This is a genomic window from Bordetella genomosp. 5 (assembly GCF_002261315.1).
Classification (GTDB): Bacteria; Pseudomonadota; Gammaproteobacteria; order Burkholderiales; family Burkholderiaceae_B; genus Bordetella.
Genome location: NZ_NEVP01000004.1, coordinates 396,266 through 416,711 on the forward strand (window position 1 = coordinate 396,266; position 20,446 = coordinate 416,711).

Annotated in this window: 18 protein-coding genes; 14 read left to right on the top strand and 4 right to left on the bottom strand. The window is 67.5% G+C overall.

Going from position 1 to position 20,446, the window contains the following annotated elements; genetic code table 11:
- Nucleotides 1-39: 39 nt before the first annotated feature.
- The 11 genes from ggt (at nt 40) to CAL25_RS07415 (ending at nt 13,294) form a co-directional block, all read left to right on the top strand.
- Nucleotides 40-1,668, top strand: a complete 1,629-nt coding sequence (gene ggt, locus CAL25_RS07365) for a gamma-glutamyltransferase (RefSeq protein WP_094799285.1) — start codon at nt 40-42, stop codon at nt 1,666-1,668.
- 79 nt (nt 1,669-1,747) lie between these two features.
- Nucleotides 1,748-3,265 (top strand): ABC transporter substrate-binding protein, encoded by a 1,518-nt coding sequence (locus tag CAL25_RS07370; RefSeq protein WP_094799286.1) that lies wholly within the window; start codon nt 1,748-1,750, stop codon nt 3,263-3,265.
- A 74-nt stretch (nt 3,266-3,339) separates the two neighbouring features.
- Nucleotides 3,340-4,284: an ABC transporter permease gene (locus tag CAL25_RS07375; RefSeq protein WP_094799287.1), complete on the top strand. Its 945-nt coding sequence runs from the start codon at nt 3,340-3,342 to the stop codon at nt 4,282-4,284.
- Complete coding sequence (locus tag CAL25_RS07380; protein WP_094799288.1) at nt 4,281-5,156, top strand: ABC transporter permease; 876 nt, start codon at nt 4,281-4,283, stop codon at nt 5,154-5,156. Before CAL25_RS07375 ends, CAL25_RS07380 begins: the two co-directional genes overlap by 4 nt.
- A 14-nt stretch (nt 5,157-5,170) precedes the next feature.
- A complete protein-coding gene (locus tag CAL25_RS07385; RefSeq protein WP_249278984.1) occupies nt 5,171-7,018 on the top strand; it encodes a dipeptide ABC transporter ATP-binding protein in 1,848 nt (615 codons plus the stop codon).
- Between the two features lie 253 nt (nt 7,019-7,271).
- Nucleotides 7,272-8,876: an ABC-F family ATPase gene (locus CAL25_RS07390; protein ID WP_170948420.1), complete on the top strand. Its 1,605-nt coding sequence runs from the start codon at nt 7,272-7,274 to the stop codon at nt 8,874-8,876.
- Between the two features lie 199 nt (nt 8,877-9,075).
- Complete coding sequence (locus CAL25_RS07395; RefSeq protein ID WP_094799290.1) at nt 9,076-9,846, top strand: ABC transporter ATP-binding protein; 771 nt, start codon at nt 9,076-9,078, stop codon at nt 9,844-9,846.
- 79 nt (nt 9,847-9,925) lie between these two features.
- Nucleotides 9,926-10,924: an ABC transporter substrate-binding protein gene (locus tag CAL25_RS07400; RefSeq protein ID WP_094799291.1), complete on the top strand. Its 999-nt coding sequence runs from the start codon at nt 9,926-9,928 to the stop codon at nt 10,922-10,924.
- Entirely contained in the window at nt 10,921-11,694 is a 774-nt protein-coding gene (locus CAL25_RS07405; RefSeq protein WP_094799292.1) for an ABC transporter permease, read from the top strand. Before CAL25_RS07400 ends, CAL25_RS07405 begins: the two co-directional genes overlap by 4 nt.
- 8 nt (nt 11,695-11,702) lie before the next feature.
- Nucleotides 11,703-12,554 (top strand): substrate-binding periplasmic protein, encoded by an 852-nt coding sequence (locus tag CAL25_RS07410; RefSeq protein WP_094799293.1) that lies wholly within the window; start codon nt 11,703-11,705, stop codon nt 12,552-12,554.
- Nucleotides 12,555-12,691: 137 nt separating this feature from the next.
- Complete coding sequence (locus tag CAL25_RS07415; RefSeq protein ID WP_094799294.1) at nt 12,692-13,294, top strand: IMPACT family protein; 603 nt, start codon at nt 12,692-12,694, stop codon at nt 13,292-13,294.
- Between the two features lie 11 nt (nt 13,295-13,305).
- Here the strand turns inward: CAL25_RS07415 and CAL25_RS07420 are convergent, their stop codons facing one another.
- The 3 genes from CAL25_RS07420 to CAL25_RS07430 form a co-directional block, all read right to left on the bottom strand.
- Nucleotides 13,306-13,686: a thioredoxin family protein gene (locus CAL25_RS07420; RefSeq protein WP_094799295.1), complete on the bottom strand. Its 381-nt coding sequence runs from the start codon at nt 13,684-13,686 to the stop codon at nt 13,306-13,308.
- A 91-nt stretch (nt 13,687-13,777) separates the two neighbouring features.
- Nucleotides 13,778-14,794, bottom strand: coding sequence for an LLM class flavin-dependent oxidoreductase (locus tag CAL25_RS07425; RefSeq protein WP_094799296.1), 1,017 nt, complete (start codon nt 14,792-14,794; stop codon nt 13,778-13,780).
- Nucleotides 14,795-15,069: 275 nt separating this feature from the next.
- Nucleotides 15,070-16,362, bottom strand: coding sequence for an NCS2 family permease (locus CAL25_RS07430; protein WP_094799297.1), 1,293 nt, complete (start codon nt 16,360-16,362; stop codon nt 15,070-15,072).
- Nucleotides 16,363-16,484: 122 nt separating this feature from the next.
- Between CAL25_RS07430 and tsaD the strand changes: the two genes are divergently transcribed.
- The gene (gene tsaD / locus CAL25_RS07435) at nt 16,485-17,522 is read left to right on the top strand and encodes a tRNA (adenosine(37)-N6)-threonylcarbamoyltransferase complex transferase subunit TsaD (protein ID WP_094799298.1); all 1,038 of its coding nucleotides are present in this window, start codon (nt 16,485-16,487) and stop codon (nt 17,520-17,522) included.
- 11 nt (nt 17,523-17,533) lie between these two features.
- Here the strand turns inward: tsaD and CAL25_RS07440 are convergent, their stop codons facing one another.
- A complete protein-coding gene (locus tag CAL25_RS07440; protein WP_170948421.1) occupies nt 17,534-18,445 on the bottom strand; it encodes a LysR family transcriptional regulator in 912 nt (303 codons plus the stop codon).
- 105 nt (nt 18,446-18,550) lie between these two features.
- Between CAL25_RS07440 and CAL25_RS07445 the strand changes: the two genes are divergently transcribed.
- Both CAL25_RS07445 and CAL25_RS07450 read left to right on the top strand, forming a co-directional pair.
- Nucleotides 18,551-19,423, top strand: a complete 873-nt coding sequence (locus tag CAL25_RS07445; RefSeq protein WP_094799300.1) for an amidohydrolase family protein — start codon at nt 18,551-18,553, stop codon at nt 19,421-19,423.
- Between the two features lie 54 nt (nt 19,424-19,477).
- Complete coding sequence (locus tag CAL25_RS07450; protein WP_094799301.1) at nt 19,478-20,446, top strand: Bug family tripartite tricarboxylate transporter substrate binding protein; 969 nt, start codon at nt 19,478-19,480, stop codon at nt 20,444-20,446.

Consider the following 20,446-nt stretch of genomic DNA (forward strand, 5'->3'; position numbering starts at 1 on the left):
TCGCCAGCTTCCTTTGCTTTGAGCCGTGGGGCTGCTGCCATGAAATCCTTCGATTGGTCCAATCCTTATCCTTCCCATCGGATTCCGCTGTTCGCGCGCAACGTGGTGTCGACCTCGCACCCGCTGGCGGCGCAGGCGGGCCTGCGCATCCTGCTCAAGGGCGGCAACGCGGTCGACGCCGCGATCGCGGCCGCGGCCACGATCGTGCTGACCGAGCCGGTGTCGTGCGGGCTGGGCGGCGACTGCTTCGCGCTGGTCTGGGATGGCAACAAGCTGCACGGCCTGAATTCCTCCGGCGTGGCCCCGGCCGCCTGGAACGTCGACTACTTCAAGCAGAAGTACGGCACGGGCCCCGATGGCTTTGCCAAGCAGCCCAAGCGCGGCTGGGATTCGGCGACGGTGCCGGGCGTGGTGGCCGGCTGGGCCGCCCTGCACGAGAAGCTCGGCAAGCTGCCGTTCGACCAACTGTTCGACCCGGCGATCGAAATCGCCGAGCGCGGCTACACCGTGCCGCCGGTGGTGGCGCACAAGTGGGCCGCCGCCGCGTCCGAGCTCAAGGACCAGCCCGGCTACGCCGCCGCCTTCATGCCCGAGGGCCGCGCACCGGCCGTGGGCGAGCATTTCCGCTTCCCCGACGCGGCCAACACGCTGCGCCGCATCGCCGCCAGCAAGGGCCGCGACTTCTACGAAGGCGAGCTGGCCGAGCGCATTGCCGCCTTCAGCAAGGAGTGCGGCGGTGCCATGACGCTCGACGACCTGCGCAACTACAAGCCGGAATGGGTCGAGCCGATCAGCAAGTCCTATCGCGGCTACGAGCTCAACGAGATCCCGCCGAACGGCCAGGGCATCGCCGCCCTGATCGCGCTGGGCATCTGCGAGCGTTTCGATCTGGCCAACATGCCGGTGGACTCGGTGCAATCGCAGCACGTGCAGATCGAGGCGATGAAGCTCGCCTTCTCCGACCTGTATCGCTACGTGGCCGATCCGCGCAGCATGGAAGTCACGCCCGAGCAGATGCTGTCCGACGCCTACCTCGACAGCCGCGCCAAGCTGATCCGTCTGGATGGCGCGACGCATTTCGAGGCTGGCCGTCCGCATGCCGGTGGCACGGTCTACCTGACCGCCGCCGACGAAAACGGCATGATGATCTCGTTCATCCAGTCCAACTACATGGGCTTCGGCTCCGGCGTGGTCGTGCCGGGCACCGGTATCAGCATGCAGAACCGCGGCGTGGGCTTCTCCATGAACCCCGCGTCGGCCAATGTGGTGGAACCCGGCAAGCGCCCCTTCCACACCATCATTCCGGGCTTCCTCACCCGTGGCGGCAAGCCCGTGATGAGCTTCGGCGTGATGGGCGGCGACATGCAGCCCCAGGGTCACCTGCAGACGGTTATCCGCATGCTCGATTACCACCAGTCGCCCCAGGCCGCCTGCTGCGCGCCGCGCTGGAAGGTCAACCGCGATTTCACGCTTGACGTCGAGTCGTCCATGAATCAGTCTGTCGTCCAGGGTCTGAAGGACCTGGGCCATGCCCTGAAGTCGGTCGACGATCCCTATATGGATTTCGGCGCCGGCCAGTTCATCTGGCGCCTCGACGAAAGCGACAACGAACGTGGCTATGTGGCGGCCAGCGACAGCCGCCGCGACGGCCAGGCCGTCGGCTTCTGACGGCGCGCGGCGCGGCCCCGGCCGCGCCGCCACACTCTCTCCACGCAATCAGTCAACGACATCCAAGGGGAAACGGATAATGAAACTGAAGCAACGATTTGGTCTCGCGCTCGGCGGCGCGCTGCTGGCGATGATCGGCGGCACCGTGGCGGCGCAGGATCTGCGCATCGGCCTGCAAGAAGATCCCGACGTACTGGACCCGCACCGCGCGCGCACCTACGTGGGCCGCATCGTGTTCACCTCGTTGTGCGACAAGCTCGTCGACATCGACCAGAAGCTGCATTTCGTGCCGCAGCTGGCCACCTCGTGGAGCTGGTCCGAAGACAACAAGGTCCTGACCTTCAAGCTGCGCACCGACGCCGCCTTCCACGACGGCAGCAAGTTCGACGCCGCCTCGGCCAAGGCCAACCTCGAACGCGCCATGAACCTGCAGGACAGCATGCGCAAGGGCGAGCTGGCATCGGTCGAGAAGATCGACGCGCCGGCGGCCGACACGCTGGTCCTCACGCTCAAGCGGCCCGATGCCACGCTGCTCGCGCAGCTGTCCGACCGCGCTGGCATGATGCTCTCGCCCAAGACCTTCGAAGGCGACTCGGCCAACGTCGGCCGCAAGCCGGTCTGCTCGGGCCCGTACAAGTTCGTCGAGCGGGTGCAGAACGATCGCATCGTGCTCGAGAAGTTCGACCAGTACTACGACGCCAAGGATTACGCCTTCAAGCGGCTGGTCTTCCTGCCGATCCCCGACACCACCGTGCGCCTGCAGAACCTGCGCGCCGGCGGCCTCGACATCCTCGAGCGCCTGAATCCCTCCGACGCGCCGCAGGTCAAGGACGACAAGAGCGTGCAGTTCGCGCCCGTGGCCGGCCTGGGCTTCCAGGAAATGTTCTTCAATCTGAACAACGGCAAGCGCGCCGACAACGCCTTCAAGGATGTGCGCGTGCGCCGCGCCCTGGAGCTGTCGATCGACCGCGACGTGATCAATCAGGTCGTCGGCGGCGGCATCTTCGATGCGGCCAGCCAGCCGTTCCCGCCCGCCAGCCCCTACCACAGCGACAAGTTCCCGGTGCCCAAGCGTGACGTGGCCAAGGCGCGCGCGCTGCTCAAGGAAGCCGGCCTGAACGAAGTGCGCGGCGAGTTTGCCTTCGGCAACAACACCACCACGTCGGCCATCGCCGAGATGATCCAGGCCATGGCGGCCGAAGCGGGCTTCAAGCTCAACCTGCGTCCGACCGAGTACGCGGCGCTGCTGAACGAAGCCTCCGCCGGCAACTTCGAGATCATTCTGCGCGGCTGGTCCGGCCGCGTCGATCCCGATGGCAACATCTATCAGTTCGTCACGTGCAAGGGCGCGCTCAACGACGGCCGCTACTGCAACGCCGAGGTCGACAAGCTGCTCGCCGACGCGCGCACGGTGCCCGATGAAGCGAAGCGCAAGGCCATTTACGACCAGGCGCAGACCATCCTGCACAACGACGCGCACAACATCTACCTGTACTACCAACCCTGGCCCTTCGTGCTGGCCAAGAACGTGCGCGGCTTCGCGCCGTACCCCGACGGCATGATCCGCCTGAAGGGCGTCACGCTGGCCCAGAAGTAAGAGCCTGATCGCCCGGACGCGCCGCTGCCTGCGGGGCGCCCGGGCGTGTTTCGTTGTTTTATGGTTTTACGCCCATGTTGAAACTGATCCTGCGCCGCATGGTGGTCGCGATCCCGACACTGATCCTGGTGTCGATGATCGTGTTCATGCTGCAAAAAATTCTGCCCGGCGACCCGGTGCTGACACTGGCCGGCGAAGAGCGCGACCCGGCCGTGCTCGACTATCTGCGCGACAAATACCGGCTCAACGATCCCTTGCCCATGCAGTATGTGGCCTGGGTCTCGCAGGTGATGCAGGGCGACCTGGGCAAGTCGATCCGTACCGATGTGCCCGTGACCTCGCTGATCGCCCAGAAGCTGCCCGTGACGCTGCAACTGGCCGCCATGGCCATGTTCTTTGCGGTGCTGGTCGGGATTCCGCTGGGCATCATCGCCGCGGTGCGCAAGGGCACCTCGGTCGAGATGGGTGCCAACGTCGCGGCGCTCTCAGGCATGTCGATACCGAATTTCTGGCTGGGCATCATCCTCATCATGGTGGTGTCGGTGCAATGGAAGCTGCTGCCTGCCTCGGGCTATGTGCCGCCGTCCGAGGATCTCTGGCTCTCGTTCAAGACCATGCTGATGCCGTCGCTCGTGCTGTCGACGGCGATCGCGGCGTATCTGATGCGGCACACGCGCTCGGCCATGCTCGAGGCGCTGTCGGCCGACTATGTGCGCACCGCGCGCGCCAAGGGCGTGTCGGCGCGCAAGGTGGTGCTGCGCCACGCGCTGCGCAATGCGCTGATGCCCATCGTGACGCTGGTCACGCTGCTGTTCGGCGAGCTGCTCGCCGGCGCGGTGCTGACCGAGCAGGTGTTCACGATTCCGGGCTTCGGCAAGCTGATCGTCGATGCGGTGTTCAACCGTGACTACGCGGTGGTGCAGGGCGTGGTGCTCTGCGTGGCCGTGGGCTTCATCGTGATGAACCTGATCGCCGACGTTCTCTACATTCTCGTCAATCCCCGCCTGAGGCACCAATGAGCGCAACGACCGCAACGGCGCCCGCCGTGCCGCCCCGCGCCGGCAACCGCGCGTGGAACAAATTCAAACGCAACAAGGTGGCCCTCGTCGGCGCCTTCATCGTGCTGTTCTTCGTGATGCTGGCGATCTTCGCCCCGCTGCTCGCGAGCCACGATCCCTTCCAGACCAGCTTCATGACCATCCGCAAGGCGCCTTCGTCGGCGTTCTGGCTGGGCACCGACGAGCTGGGCCGAGACATCTATAGCCGCATGATCTACGGCGCCCGGGCGTCGCTGATGGCCGGCATGGTCTCGGTGCTGATCGCGCTGGTGGTCGGCGTGCCGTTCGGGCTGGCCGCCGGCTACTTCGGCGGCTGGACCGACAGCGTGATCTCGCGCGCCACCGAAGCGCTGCTCGCGATTCCGTTCCTGATCCTGGCGATCGCGCTGGCCGCCTTCCTGGGCCCCAGCCTGATCAACGCGATGATCGCGATCGGCGTGTCCGCCGCGCCGAAGTTCATCCGGATCACACGCGGCCAGGTGCTGGCGGTGCGCAACGAAGATTACGTGCAGAGCGCGCGGGCCCTCGGGGCCTCCGACCTGCGCATCATCGGCCGCCACATCTTCCCGAACGTGATGCCGCCGCTCATCGTGCAGGCCACCATCACGATCGCCACGGCCATCATCGCCGAGGCCAGCCTGTCGTTCCTGGGCCTGGGTCTGCAGCCGCCGAACCCGTCCTGGGGTTCGATGCTGAACACGGCGAAAAACTTCATGACGCAGGCGCCCTGGATGTCGATCTTCCCCGGATCGGCGATCTTCCTGGCGGTGCTGGGTTTCAACCTGCTCGGCGACGGGCTGCGCGACGCGCTCGATCCGCGCCAAGAGAAATGAATACGATGGCAAGCATGGATTCTCAACGCGTGGTGCAGGTCCAGGACCTCACCGTGCGGTTCAATACGCCCACGCGCACGGTCGAGGCCGTGCGCAATGTGTCGTTCCACGTCGATCGCGGCGAGACGCTCGCCATCGTCGGCGAGTCGGGTTCGGGCAAGTCGGTCACCTCGCTCGCGCTGATGCGCCTCGTCGAATACGGCGGCGGCCGCATCGCCTCCGGCGACATGCTGCTGCGCCGGCGCAGCGGCGAAGTGCTGGATCTGGCGCGCGCCGAAGAGCGCACGCTCGAACGCGTGCGCGGCGCCGATGTCGCCATGATCTTCCAGGAGCCGATGACCTCGCTCAACCCGAGCTTCACGGCCGGCAACCAGATCGCCGAGGCGCTGCAGCTGCACCAGGGCCTGGACGCCGCCGCGGCGCGCGCCGAGACGTTGCGCATGCTGGAGCGCGTGCGCATCCCCGAAGCGAAGGCCATCCTCGACCGCTACCCGCACCAGTTGTCGGGCGGCATGCGCCAGCGCGTGATGATCGCGATGGCGCTCTCGTGCAAGCCCCAGCTCCTGATCGCCGACGAGCCGACCACCGCGCTGGACGTCACGATCCAGGCTCAGATCCTGCAGCTGATCCGTCAGCTCCAGGAAGAGATGGACATGGGCGTGATCTTCATCACCCACGACATGGGGGTGGTGGCCGAGGTCGCCGACCGCGTGCTCGTGATGTATCGCGGCGACAAGGTCGAAGAGGGCACGTCCGACGACGTGTTCGCCGAGCCGCGTCATGCCTATACCCGCGCGCTGCTGTCGGCGGTGCCGCGCCTGGGCGCGATGCACGGTACCAATCAGCCCGCGCCGTTCCCGCTGCTGCGGGTGGACGGCGTGACCGAAGCGCAATCCGACGCCGAACCGCTCGATACCGTGCGCCGGGAGGCGGGCCCGGTGCTGAAGGTGCGCGACCTCATCACCCGCTTCGACATCCACGGCGGCATTTTTGGCGGCGTGCAGAAGCGCGTGCATGCGGTCGAGAAGGTCAGTTTCGATCTGTACCCCGGCGAGACGCTCTCGCTGGTGGGCGAGTCCGGCTGCGGCAAGACCACCACCGGGCGGTCGCTGCTGCAACTCGTGAAGAGCCAGGGCGGCAGCATCGAGTTCGATGGCCAGAACATCGGCGCGCTGCGCGGCGCGGCCATGCAATCGCTGCGTCGCCACATCCAGTTTATTTTCCAGGATCCCTTCGCCTCGCTCGATCCGCGCATGACGGTGGGCGATTCGATCATGGAGCCGCTCCTGATCCACAAGGCGGCGAGCGGCAAGGCGGCCCAGGAGCGCGTGCGCTGGCTCATGGACAAGTGCGGGCTGCTGCCGGAGATGATCGATCGCTATCCGCACGAATTCTCGGGCGGCCAGCGCCAGCGCATCTGCATCGCGCGAGCCCTGGCGCTCAACCCCAAGGTCGTGATCGCCGACGAGTCGGTCTCGGCACTGGACGTGTCGATCCAGGCGCAGATCGTGAATCTGCTGCTCGACCTGCAGCGCGAGTTGGGCGTGTCGTTCCTGTTCATCTCGCACGACATGGCGGTGGTCGAACGCGTCAGCCATCGCGTCGCGGTGATGTATCTGGGGCAGATCGTGGAGATCGGCCCGCGCCGCGCGATCTTCGAGAACCCCCAGCATCCTTACACCAAGAAGCTCATGGCCGCGGTGCCGATCGCCGACCCGCAGCGCCGCCATCGTCAGCGTTCGCTGCTGGTCGACGAGATTCCGAGCCCGGTGCGCAAGGTGGGCGACGAGCCGCGCGTGGAGCCGCTGGTGCAGGTGGGCGAGGGCCATTACGTGGCACGGCACTCGGTGGGGGTCTACTAGGGGACATATCACGCGGCTGCCCCGAGCGGGCGCCGCGCGCGCCCGGGCCAGCCCGGACGATGTTCTGATACGGCGGCGCCTCGGCACCGCCGTTTTGATTGGGCCTGAGCGCATGCCGAGGCGCGGCGGCCGGGGTGGGGCAGGGGCGCCACACATCCGCCGCGCGGGCTTGGTACACTACCGGGTTTCGCATGCGCGTTCCCGGCGGCTTTTCCGCGGGTCTGGCGCGCTGCCGCAGCCTCCTTCATACACCGTGATCTCCACAGCCAATCTCACTATCCAGTTCGGTCCCAAGCCCCTCTTCGAAAACGTCAGCGTCAAGTTCGGAGAAGGCAACCGGTACGGGCTGATCGGCGCCAACGGCTCCGGCAAGTCGACGTTCATGAAGATCATCGGCGGTGACCTGGAGTCGAGTGGGGGCAACGTGTCGCTGGAGCCCGGCGTGCGCCTGGGCAAGCTGCGCCAGGACCAGTTCGCGTTCGAAGACAAGCGCGTGCTCGACGTGGTGATGATGGGCCACACCGAAATGTGGAACGCGATGTCAGAGCGCGACGCAATCTACGCCAACCCCGAAGCCACCGACGACGACTACATGCGCGCGGCCGACCTCGAAGCGAAGTTCGCCGAGTTCGACGGCTACACGGCCGAAGCGCGCGCCGGCGAGCTGCTGCTGGGCCTGGAAATCGCGGTCGACCAGCACAACCTGCTGATGAACGAAATCGCGCCGGGCTGGAAGCTGCGCGTGCTGCTGGCGCAGGCGCTGTTCTCGAATCCCGATGTGCTGTTGCTCGACGAACCGACCAACAACCTCGACATCAACACGATCCGCTGGCTCGAAAACGTGCTCAACAGCTACCAGAGCACGATGATCATCATCAGCCACGATCGTCACTTCCTGAACCAGGTCTGCACCCACATGGCCGACCTGGATTACCGCGAGATCCGGATCTATCCGGGCAACTACGACGACTACATGCTGGCCTCCACCCAGGCCCGCACCCGCGTCTCGGCCGATAACGCCAAGGCCAAGGAACGCATCGCCGAACTCCAGGACTTCGTGCGCCGCTTCGCGGCCAACAAGTCCAAGTCGCGTCAGGCCACCTCGCGCCTGAAGCAGATCGACCGCATCAAGGCCGACCAGGTCGAGGTCAAGCCCTCGTCGCGCCAGAATCCCTACATCCGCTTCGAGCAGAACAAGGTCATGCACCGCCTGGCCGTCACGGTCGAGCGCCTGTCCAAGTCGTACGACCAGCCGGTTATCCGCGACTTCTCGGCCATGGTCGACGCCGGCGAGAAGATCGCCATCATCGGCGCCAACGGCGTCGGCAAGACCACGCTGCTGCGCCTGCTGGCCAATGATCTGGCGCCCGACTCGGGCAGTGTCAAGTGGTCGGAAAACGCCGATCTGGGTTACATGGCCCAGGACGTCTCCGATCAGTTCCAGCAGACCGACATCAACCTGTTCGACTGGATGGCCGAGCATCGCCAGCCGGGCGACGACGACCAGGCGATCCGTTCGGCGCTGGGCCGTCTGCTGTTCGGCAACGACGATCTGCCCAAGGCGCCCAAGGTGCTGTCCGGCGGCGAAAAGAACCGCATGACCTTCGGCCGCCTGATGCTGGGCCGCCACAACGTCCTGCTGCTCGACGAGCCCACCAACCACCTGGACATGGAATCGATCGAATCGCTGCAGTTTGCCCTCGAGAAGTACGAAGGCACGCTGATCTTCGTGTCGCACGACCGCGAATTCGTGTCGGGCCTGGCCACCCGCATCATCGAGATCCTGCCGTCCGGCGAGCTGATCGATTACCGCGGCAACTACGAAGACTACCTCTCCTCGCGCGGCATCGACGGCTGATCCGTCGCCGCGCCGGCCTGGCCCCAGCGCCCGGCCCGATGAAGCCCGCCCGGCCCCGCCGTGGCGGGCTTTATTACTTATGGGTCTTAAAAAAGAAGATATTTATAGTTTGGGTTCATATAACAGATTGTTAGATTAGGGTCTTCACAAACCCTGGCGCCCCGTGCGCCGGCCGCGCGCGACCCGCGCCCTTTGCCCTATGAACCTGACTTTCGACCACGTGCACAAACAGTTCGGCTCCCTCCAGGTCGTGGACGGCTTTTCCAGCGAGTTCAAGACCGGCGAGCTGGTCGCGCTGGTGGGCCCCTCGGGCTGCGGCAAGTCGACGCTGCTGCACCTGGCCGCCGGCCTCGAGAAGGCGACGGACGGCCGCGTGCTGGCCGATGGTCAGCCCGTCACCGGACCGCACCCCAGCCGCACGCTGGTGTTTCAGGAGCACGCGCTCTATCCCTGGCTCACGCTGCGCGACAACGTGGCCCTGGCGCTGGAATTCCAGAATGTGCCGAAGAAGGCGGCGCGCGAACGCGCCGACGGCTGGCTGGCCCGCGTCGGCCTGGATGGTTTCGAAGCCTATTACCCGCATCAGGTGTCCGGCGGCATGCGCCAGCGCGCCGCGCTGGCCCGCGCCTTCATCGCGCAGCCCAAGACCATGCTGATGGACGAGCCCTTCGGCGCGCTGGACGCGCTGACGCGCCTGTCGCTGCAGGACGTGCTGCGCCAGCTCATCGAGCAGGAAAAGCCCACCGTGCTGCTGGTGACGCACGATGTCGACGAGGCCCTGTTCCTGGCCGACCGCATCGTGGTGTTCAGCCCGCGGCCCGCGCGCGTGCTGAAGGAGTTCAACCTGCGCCATCGCGCCAAGACGCACGATCTGGCCGATCTGGCCGGCGAGAAGCGCGAGATCCTGCGCCTGCTCGGCATCACCGTCGATGCCCACGCCCAGGCCGCCCCGCAGGTCCTGGCCGCCTGAGCGTTCTCCCCACTTTCATCGCGCCGCCCTCGCGCGGCGTCATGCCCCTTATTGCCCGATCCTTACCGGAGTTCCGAAGATGAAACTGAAGCAATGGCTTTCCCTGCCGCTCGCCGCGGCCCTGCTGGCCGCCGCGCCCGTGATGGCCGCCGAGAAGTTCCGCGTGGGCTATCTGCGCGTGATGGACGACGCGCAGGCGATCGTGGCGCAGGAAGGCGGGTTCTACAAGAACGCCGGTCTGGATACGGAGCTGATCGAATTCAAGTCGGGCACCGACCTCATCAAGGCCATCGTGGGCGGCCAGCTCGACATCGGCGTGCTCGGCTTCACCAATGCCGTGGCCTGGGCCTCGAAGGGCGCCGACCTCAAAGTGGTGGGCGGCGCGCAGCAGGGCTATCACTCGCTGCTGGTGCGCGACGATGCCGGCATCAAGGACATCGCCGGCCTGAAGGGCAAGACGCTGGCCTCGCAGGCCGAGGGCAGCACGGCCGACGTGGTGCTCAAGGGCGTGGTGCTCAAAGAAGGCGGCCTGAAGGCGGACGACGTCAATGTGATGGGCGTGAGCCCGGCCGTGGCGGTGCAGTCGCTGGTGGGCAAGCGCGTCGACGCGGCGTTCCTGTTCGAGCCCTATGACCGCATCGCGCAGCTGATCGCGCCGGTCAAGCAGATCTACGAAGTGGGCGAGGCCTGGCCGTTCCCGTGCATGGTCGTGATCACCTCGGGCGAAACGCTGACCAAGCGCAAGGACGACGTCTGGAAGGCGCTCGACGCGCAGAAGTCGGCCATCGACCTGCTGCAGCAAAAGCCCGCCGAGGCCTCCAAGCTGATCGCCTCGTACTTCATCGCCGAGCCCACGCTCAAGACGCTCAAGCGTGGCGACCTGCCGCGCGAGACCGTGATCACCGAAGCCATCACGACGCAGGTGTTCACGCCCAAGCTCACCGACAAGGACACCAAGCGCATGCAGGAGATCGCCGACATCCTGCAAGCTCAGGGTTCGCTCAAAACGCGTGACGGCAAGCCGTACGACGTCAGCTCGATCGTCGACCTGTCCTGGCAAGAGGCGCGCAAGCTTTGAGTTCCGCTACCCGAGTCACCGGCACGCGCAAGTACCTCGCGGGGGTACTTGGCGTGCTTTTCATTCTTCTGCTGTGGCAGTCGGCCGCCTGGGTGCTGCCCGACTTCCTGATGCCGGGCGTGCCCAGCGTGCTCGCCCGCCTTGCCGAAGACATCGGCAACCCGGCCTTCCATCAGGCGCTGATGGGGACGCTCACGCGTCTGGGCGCGGGCTACGGGCTGGCGCTGCTCGCGGGGATCGGCTTCGGCCTGGTCGCCGCGTTGCTGTTCTTTTTCCGTGAAGTGCTGCGCAGCGCCATCGTCATTCTGCAGTCGATTCCGTCGATCGCCTGGGTGCCGTTGTTCCTCATCGTGATGGGCTTCGGCAATACCCCGATCATCGTGGTGGTGGCGCTGTCGGCCTTCTTCCCGGCCGCGCTGTCCGTGATGAACGCGACCGAATCCGTGCAGCGCGTGCACGTGTCGGCCGCGCGTGTGATGGGCGCCACGCCCTGGGGGCTGGTCAAGCGGGTCTACCTGCCGGCCGTGATGCCCGAGCTCATCACGGGTGCCCAGCTTGCCTTCGGCAATGCGTGGCGCGCGCTGATCTCGGCGGAAATGCTGATCGGTTTCGGCAAGGGCCTGGGCCGCTCGCTGGCCTATTCGGGCGAGATCGCCGACATGACCGGCGTGATGACCAACATCCTGGTCATCGCGGTGCTGGCCGCGCTGATCGATCAGTTCGTGCTCGAGAAGCTCAAGCACCGGCTCCTGCGCTACCAATACGTCTGAGGCTCATCATGCGGCGCGCCTCCCGATTCCTGCTGCCCGTGCTGGTGAGCGCCTGCGCGGCGGTCGCCACGCTCGCGCTCGCCGACGGGGCCACCGCCACCGCCGCCGACGGCGACCCGTGGCAGGCGGCGCGCGCGCGCGGCGAGCTGCGGGTGGGCGTGGCGTATGTCACGCCCGTGCCGGCCGCGGGCGCCAAGATCCGCACCGCCGAGCGCCTCGACGGCCCGGTCGCCACGCGCCTGGGCGAGCGGTTGGGGCTGCCCGTGCAATGGGTGCAGGTCGATCCGGCGGCGGCCGCGCAGGCGCTCGCGCAAGGCCGCGTCGACGTGGTGCTGGTCAGCCGGCCCGCGCAGGCGCAGGGCAAGGCCGCCGGGACCGACGCGGCGGCGTCGTGGGTGGCCACGGGCTATGCGCCGCGGCCCAAGGCCGTGATCCGCAGCGACACCCCGTTGCGGCAGTGGGAAGACGTGCGCGGCAAGATTGTGTGCATGACGAGCGCGGCCACCGCCGCGCAGCGCCTCGCCGGGCAGCACGGCGCGACCCTGCAGATCCACAAGGTGCCGTCCGATGCCCTGGTCGCCGTGCGCGAGGGCAGCTGCGACGTGGGCGTGCTCGACGACACGGTCTGGGCGCCGCTGATGGCGTATCCCGAATGGCGCAAATTTTCCGCGACGCTGACGGCCGCGGGGCCGCGCCAGGAGCTGGGCTGGTACGCCCCTCCCGCACAGGCCGCGTGGCTGAAGGGCGAGATGCAGCGCTGGACGCGCGACGGCGCCTGGAAAGCCATGACCGACAAATGGGCCCGCGACGTCGCGTTCGACGTCTATCTGGATCAGGAAGTGCCGGACTGCCACGGCTGATGCCCGTGGGCGTCGAGCGCGCGGCGGCCTGTGCCGTCGCGGTCTTGGCGCCGCACCCGTTCCGCGCACCGGCCCGAGCCTTGCCTCGCCCCGCCTGATCGGATCGCGCTGCGGCCCACCCGCTACAATCGCGGCGTATGACGCACACGCTCACCGCCGCCTGCACGCACCAGGAAGACATCAAAAAAAGCCGCTTCGTGGCGCATGCCGCGCCCGTGGCGGACGTCGACGCGGCGATAGCTTTCTTCGCCGCGCACAGCGTGCCCGATGCCACCCACAACTGCTGGGCCTATCGCATCGGCCAGAGCTACCGGTACAACGACGATGGCGAGCCCGGTGGCACCGCGGGCCGGCCGATCCTGCAGGCCATCGACGGTCAGGATCTGGACCGCGTGGCGGTGCTGGTGATCCGCTGGTTCGGCGGCATCAAGCTGGGGGCGGGCGGGCTGGTGCGCGCCTATGGCGGCTGCGCGGCCAATTGCCTGCGGGCAGGCGTGCGCACCGAGATCGTGGCCCTGGCGCGCGTGCATTGCCGCGCCAGTTTTGCCGAGCTGCCGATCCTGCAGGCCAGGCTGGCGGAGGGCGGCGCGCAGGTCGTGAGCGAAGACTACGACGGCGAAGGCGCGCAACTCGTGCTGGAGCTGCCACGCGCGGCCCTGGAGGGGCTGGCCCAGACGGTGGCCAACATCACGCGTGGACGCTCGGGCTGGCGCGTCGAGGACGAGCACGTCCCCGACTGACGCCTGCCGGATCAGGCCTGCTCGCCTTCCTGGTCGCGGGCCTGTTCGATGTCGCGATGGACCTGCGCCATATCGACTTCCTTGACCTTGGCAAGCAGCTCATCGAGCTGACCGGCCGACAGCGCGCCCGGTTGCGAGAACAGCAGGACCTTTTCGCGGAACACCATCAGCGTGGGGATCGAACGGATACCCAGCGCGCCGGCGAGCTCCTGCTCGACGTCGGTGTTGACCTTGGCGAAGGTGACGTCGGCATGCTTGGTGGCGGCCTGCTCGAACACGGGCGCGAAGCCACGGCAGGGGCCACACCACGGTGCCCAGAAGTCGACGATCAGGGTGCCGTCGGGCGTGATGGCATCCTGGAAGGAATCTTTGGTGAGTTCAACGATACTCATAGTGTCGTCCTTGCCGTGTCGTGCACGGCTTTTCGGGCTGAGCCCTGGTTGCGTGATGCCTCGCGGCCATCACGATACTGAAATCCGATGGTCACGCCGCTTGCGCGGCCACCGCATCCTGCTTGAGATTGGCCACGATCTCGTACGAACGCAGCCGATGGGCGTGCTCGTAGAAGTCGGAGACGATCATCACTTCGTCGGCCTCGGTCTGCGCGATCAGCGCTTCGAGCTTGCGCTTCACCGTCTCCGGGCCGCCCACGATCGAGGCGCCGAGGCGTTGGGCCACGGCCGCGCGTTCCATCTCGTTCCAGTGGTTGTCGATGTCCTGGACCGGCGGCTGCAGCTGCAGGCGATTGCCCCGGATCAGCGACAGGAACTTGAGCTGCTGCGTGGACGACAGGAACTGCGCCTCTTCGTCGGTGGGGGCGGCGATCACCGGCACGCCGATCATGGCGTAGGGTTTGGCCAGCGTGGCCGAAGGCTTGAACAGATGGCGGTACAGCCGCATCGCGGCCATGCCTTCGGGCGAGAAGTGCCCGGCAAACGAGAACGGCAGGCCCAGTTCGGCCGCCAGCCGCGCCGAGAAATCGCTCGAGCCCAGCAGCCAGATCGGAATGTCCAGGCCCGCGCCGGGGATCGCGCGCACCGGTTGGCCGGGACGCTCGGGCGCGAAAAATCCGCGCAGCTCGTCGAGCAGTTGCGGAAACTCGAGGCCGCTGCGCGGTCCGCGGCGCAGCGCGTGCTGCGTGGCGCCGTCGCTGCCGGGCGCACGGCCCAGGCCCAGATCGATGCGGCCGGGGTAGAGCGTTTCGAGCGTGCCGAACTGCTCGGCGATGATGAGCGGCGCGTGGTTGGGCAACATGATGCCGCCGGAGCCCACGCGCAGCGTCTGCGTGTGGCTCGCCACCAGGCCGATCAGGACGGCGGTCGCGCTGCTCGCGATGCCGTTGATGTTGTGATGCTCGGCGAGCCAGTAACGGCGATAGCCCAGACGCTCCACATGACAGGCCAGGTCGACCGTGCTGCGGAAGGCGTCGGCCGCGGTCTTGCCCGCCACGATGGGGGCGAGGTCGAGGACCGAGAAGGGCACGCTGGCCAATGCGCTCATGAGGGACTCCAGTGTTCTACGCCGCGCGCCTGAGCGTGCAACTATGGGATTCGTCGAATGTATATGGGGAGTGTATCGGCGAATTCAATGCAGCCACCGAGCAACCTTACCCTTGGCCGGGTCGATAGTCATCCTGTATGGCCGTCATTGAGCGGCCTGCATGCGCGAGCATGTGGCGTGCCCGCGCCCGGGTCGCGGGGGCGGGATTTTCGGGGGGCGCAAAAGCAAACGGCCCGCCGGAAGGGCGGGCCGCGGATCGCGAGGCGCGTGCGCCCTTACTCCGGGAAGAAGGCGTAGCGGATCACGAACAGCACGGCCACGAGCCACGTGGCCGGGTGGATCTGGCGCCAGCGGCCGGTGGCGGCCTTGAGCACTACATAGCTGATGAAGCCGAACGCCAGCCCGTTGGCGATCGAGTAGGTGAACGGCATGATCAGCGCGGTCAGGGCGGCCGGCGTCGCTTCGGTGACGTCGTTCCAGTCGATGTCGATCAGCTCGCGCATCATCAGGCCGGCCACATAGAGCAGGGCAGGCGCGGTGGCGTAGGCGGGCACCGAGCCCGCGAGCGGCGAGATGAAGAGGGCCGCCAGGAACAGCACGGCCACGACGAGCGCGGTCAGGCCGGTGCGGCCGCCCGCCTGCACGCCCGAGGCGCTTTCGACGAATGCGGTCGTGCTGCTGGTGCCGAGCATCGAGCCCGCCACGATGGCGCTGCTGTCGGCGAACAGGGCGCGGCCGAGGCGATTGGGCTTGCCTTCCGGAATCAGGTTGGCGCGCTTGGCGACCCCCATCAGCGTGCCGGTGGCGTCGAACACCTCGACCAGCACGAACACCAGGATCACGTGCACGAAGCCCGTGTGCAGCGCGCCCATGATGTCGAGCTGCATGAAGGTCGGCGCCAGGCTGGGCGGGGCGGCGAACACGCCCTTGAACTCGTTGTAGCCCAGCAGCATCGACAGCACCGTCACGACCAGGATGCCGATCAGGATGGCGCCGCGCACGCGCATGGCGTCGAGCGCCGCGATGATGAAAAAGCCCAGCACCGCGAACAGCGGGCCCGGCTGGCGCAGATCGCCCAGCGTGACCTTGGTGGCCGGGTGGTCGACCACGATGCCGGCCGTGGAGAGGGCGATGATCGCGAGGAACAGCCCGATACCGGCGGCGATGGCACTGCGCAGGGAATGCGGAATGCCCTTGATCAGCCACGCGCGCACGCCGGTCACGGTGAGCAGCAGGAAGATCACGCCGGAGATGAAAACGGCGCCCAGCGCCTGCTCCCACGTGTAGCCCATCGTCTTGACCACGGTGAATGCGAAGAAGGCATTCAGACCCATGCCCGGCGCCATGCCGATCGGCCAGTTGGCCAGCAGCGCCATGATGAGCGAGCCGAGCGCCGCGGCCAGGCAGGTGGCCACGAACACGGCGTCGCGGTCCATGCCGGTGGAGGACAGGATGTCCGGATTGACGAAAATGATGTACGACATCGTGAGGAAGGTAGTGATACCCGCCACGACTTCGGTGCGCACACTGGTGGCGTGCGCCTTGAGTTGAAAGAGCTTCTCCAGCATTGCTAGGTCCCCGGATGGATGAGTCGGGCACGGCGGGCTTGGCCCGGCCGCGGCATGTCCCCGTTGTTACGCGTCATTCCGCGTTGGCGCGTATTTTCGCACCAGTTGTAAAATACCGGCCCATGATTATTCTCGGTTTTGAAAGCTCGTGCGACGAGACCGGCGTTGCCGCCGTCTGCACCGAGCGCGGGCTCCTGGCCCACGCCCTGCACAGCCAGGTCGCCATGCACGAAGAGTATGGCGGCGTGGTGCCCGAGCTCGCCTCGCGTGACCACATCCGCCGTGTCGTGCCGCTCACACGCGAGGTGCTGGCGCGTGCCGGCATCGCGCGCGCCGACATCGGCGCCGTGGCGTACACCGCGGGCCCGGGCTTGTCGGGTGCGTTGCTGGTGGGTGCGAGCGTGGCGCAGGCCTATGCGTGGTCGCAGGGGCTGCCCGCGATTCCCATCCATCACCTCGAAGGCCATCTGCTGTCGCCGCTGCTTGCCGAGCCGCGGCCCGAGTTTCCGTTCGTGGCGCTGCTGGTGTCGGGCGGCCACACCCAGCTGATGCGGGTCGACGGTGTCGGGCGCTACGAGCTCCTGGGCGAAACGCTCGACGACGCCGCGGGCGAGGCCTTCGACAAGTCGGCTAAGCTGCTGGGCCTGGGCTATCCCGGCGGGCCCGCGCTCTCGCGCATGGCCGAGCAGGGCGACGCGAGCCGCTTCGAGCTGCCCCGGCCCATGTTGCACAGCGGTGACCTGGACTTCAGCTTCAGCGGCCTCAAGACGGCCGTGCTGACGCGCGTGAAGGCGGCTCAGGCCGACGGCGCCATCGACGACCAGACCCGCGCCGATCTGTCGGCGGCCACGCAGGCCGCCATCGTCGACGTGCTGGCCGCCAAGGCCGTGCGCGCGCTCAAGCAGACCGGCCTGCGCCGGCTGGTGGTGGCGGGCGGTGTGGGCGCCAATCGTCTGTTGCGTGCGCAACTCGACCGCTCGCTCACCGGCATGAAGGCCACGGCATATTTCCCGCCGCTCGAGCTCTGCACCGACAACGGCGCCATGATCGCCTTCGCCGCCGCCGAGCGCGTGAAGGCCGGTCTGGTGGATCTGCGCGACACGAGCCATGCCTTCACGGTGCGGCCGCGCTGGGATCTGGCCGACATCTGCACGGCCTGAGCCGCGCCGCCTCAGGCGGCGGGCGCGGCTTCTCCATAGAGCAGGGCATGGAGGTCGAGCTCGCGCAGCAGCGCGGCCGTCGCATCGGCGAGCCGGGTGGCCGGCCGCTGGCGCGGCGTGGCCAGCACCAGCCGATTGCGGATCACCGGGGTATCGATGCGGCATACCGCCAGCGCCGGCCAGGCCAGGGCCGCGGAGCGCGGCAGGATGGCGCAGGCCTGGCCCTGCGCGGCCAGCTCCAGAATCGTCTGCACGGCATCGACTTCGGTCACGACGTTGAGCCGCACCCCGGCACGGCGGCACACCCCTTCCACCAGCGTGCGGATGGCATTGGGCAGACTGGGCAGGATCAGCGGATAGGCGGAGAGTTGCGCCACGCCCAAGTGGGCAGGCAGCGCCGGATAGGCGTGGGTCGCCGCCACCAGCACCAGCTCCTCGCGCAGCAAGGATTCCATGCTGATCTGCGGCGTGGCGGGCGGATCGTAGAGCAAGGCCAGATCGACCCGGCCACCGAGCACCCATTCCCGTACCTGCGCGGACAAGCCTTCGGCGACGGCGATCGAGGCCTGCGGAAAGGCCTGGCGAAAGCGCGCCACGAGCGGGGGCGTCAGCACGCGCGCGATGCGCGGCGGTAGCCCCACCACCACCTTGCCGGCCGGGGTATCGCCCAGCGTGCGCAGGTCTTCGCGGGCGCGCTCGGCCAGGTGCAGCAGGCCGCGCGCGTGGCCGAGCAGGCGTGTGCCTGCCTCCGTGGGCTCCACGCCCCGGCCATTGCGATAGAGCAGATGCTGGCCCAGCTCGAGCTCCAGCAGGCGCACCTGCCGGCTGAGCGTGGGCTGCGCCACGTCCAGCGCCTCGGCCGCGCGCGAAAAGCTGCGGCGCTCCGCCACCTCGACGAAATAGGCGATCTGCTTCAGGTCCATGGATTGCGCCAACAAGCTATAGAGAAAACAAATATCTGAAATAAAAGATATAGCATTGTTGGCGGCATCGCAATCCTCCACCATGGCGCTTTGCACGGAGTTTCGATGCCCGATTGCCCGCCGCCCCTCTCTCACCCGAGCGTGCCCGTCTCGCGCCTGCCCGCCGGCGCCTGCGACACGCACTGCCACGTATTCGGACCGGCGGAGCGCTTTCCGTATGCCGCGGGCCGCAGCTATACGCCGCCCGATGCGCCCTTCGAGAAGCTGGCCGCGCTGCATGCGCACCTGGGCCTCGAGCGTGCCGTGATCGTGCAGGCGGCCTGCCACGGCGCGGATCACGCGGCGCTGCTCGACGCGATCGCGCGTGCCGAGGGCCGCTATCGAGGCGTGGCCGTGCTGCGCGCCGATGCCACCGACGACGAGTTGCGGCGCCTGCATGCCGGCGGCGTGCGGGGCGCGCGCTTCAACTACGTGCCGCATCTGGGCACGCCGCCCACCGACGACGCGGTGCTGGCGCTGGCCGCGCGACTGGCACCCCTGGGCTGGCACCTGTGCCTGCATGTCGACGGCGCGGCGCTCACGGGCCTGCTGCCCCTGCTGCGCCGGCTGCCCGTGCCCTTCGTGGTGGATCACATGGGCCGCATCAAGGCGGCGCGCGGCCTGACCGATCCGGCGTTCACCGCGCTGTTCGGCCTGGCCGCGCAGCCCAACGCGTGGGTCAAGATTTCGGGCATCGATCGCATCGGCGCAGGAAAGCGGCCGTTTCACGAGGGCATCCCCTTCATGCGCGCGCTGGCCGAGGCCATGCCCGAGCGCACCCTGTGGGGTACCGACTGGCCTCATCCCAACGTACGCGGCGACATGCCCGACGACGGCGAGGTCGTGGATGCCCTGTTCGAGGCCGTGCCCGACGCGGGTCTGCGCCAAAGCATCCTGGTCGACAACCCGGCACGGCTCTATGGCTTCGACGCGCGCTGACCGGTCGCGCAGCCAGACCTACACATACTCATATCAATACGCAGAGGAGACATCATGAAAATCAAACACCTGCTCTCATCGGGGCTGTTGGCGGCTTCCGTCCTGGGTGGCTTCGCGCCGGCGGCGCATGCGGAGGCGCCCGTGCGCCTGATCGTGGCCTTCCCGCCGGGCGGGCCGGTCGACATGGTGGGCCGCGTGCTGGCCGAGCGGCTCGGCAAGGCGCTCGACCGCCAGGTGATCGTCGAGAACAAGGCGGGCGCCAATGGCAACATCGGTGCGGCGTTCGTGGCCAAGGCCCCGGCGGACGGCTCGGTGCTGTTCCTGACGAGCGTGGGCGCCGTCGCGATCAGCCCCGCGCTCTATAAAGAGTTGCCCTACAAGCCCGACCAGGATTTCGCACCGGTGTCGCTGGTGGTCAACAACGCCACCGTGTTCGTCGTGAATCCCGACAATCCGGCCAAGGACGCGGCCGATTTCGTGAAGCGGTCCCAGGCCGCGTCGCAACCGGTGGCGATCGGTTCGTCCGGCGTGGGCAGCATCCCGCATCTGACGCTCGAGATGTTCACCGATGCCAGCAAGGCCAAGGTCATGCATGTGCCCTACAAGGGCGCGGCGCCGGTCATCAACGACGTGATGGGCAATCAGGTCGCCGGCTTCTTCGGCGATGTGCCTGGCCTGATCGGGCACATCCAGGGCGGCAAGCTCAAGGCCCTGGGGCTGGCCGCGCCGCGCCGTCATCCCTTGCTGCCCGACGTGCCCACGCTGGCCGAGCAGGGCATCGCCGGCGTCGAGTCCAACAACTGGTACGGCCTGCTGGCGCCGGCGGGTACCCCGCCCGCCACGGTCGATAAACTCAATCAGGCCGTGCGCGCCGCGCTGTCCGACGAGGCGACGCGCAAGCGCTTGCAGGCCTTCGGCGCCGAGCCGGCGCCGTCGACCGCCGCCGAGCTGGCCACGCTGATGCAGGCCGACCGCGCCAAGTGGTCGAGCCTGATCGAACGCAAGCAGATCCGTCCGGAGTAA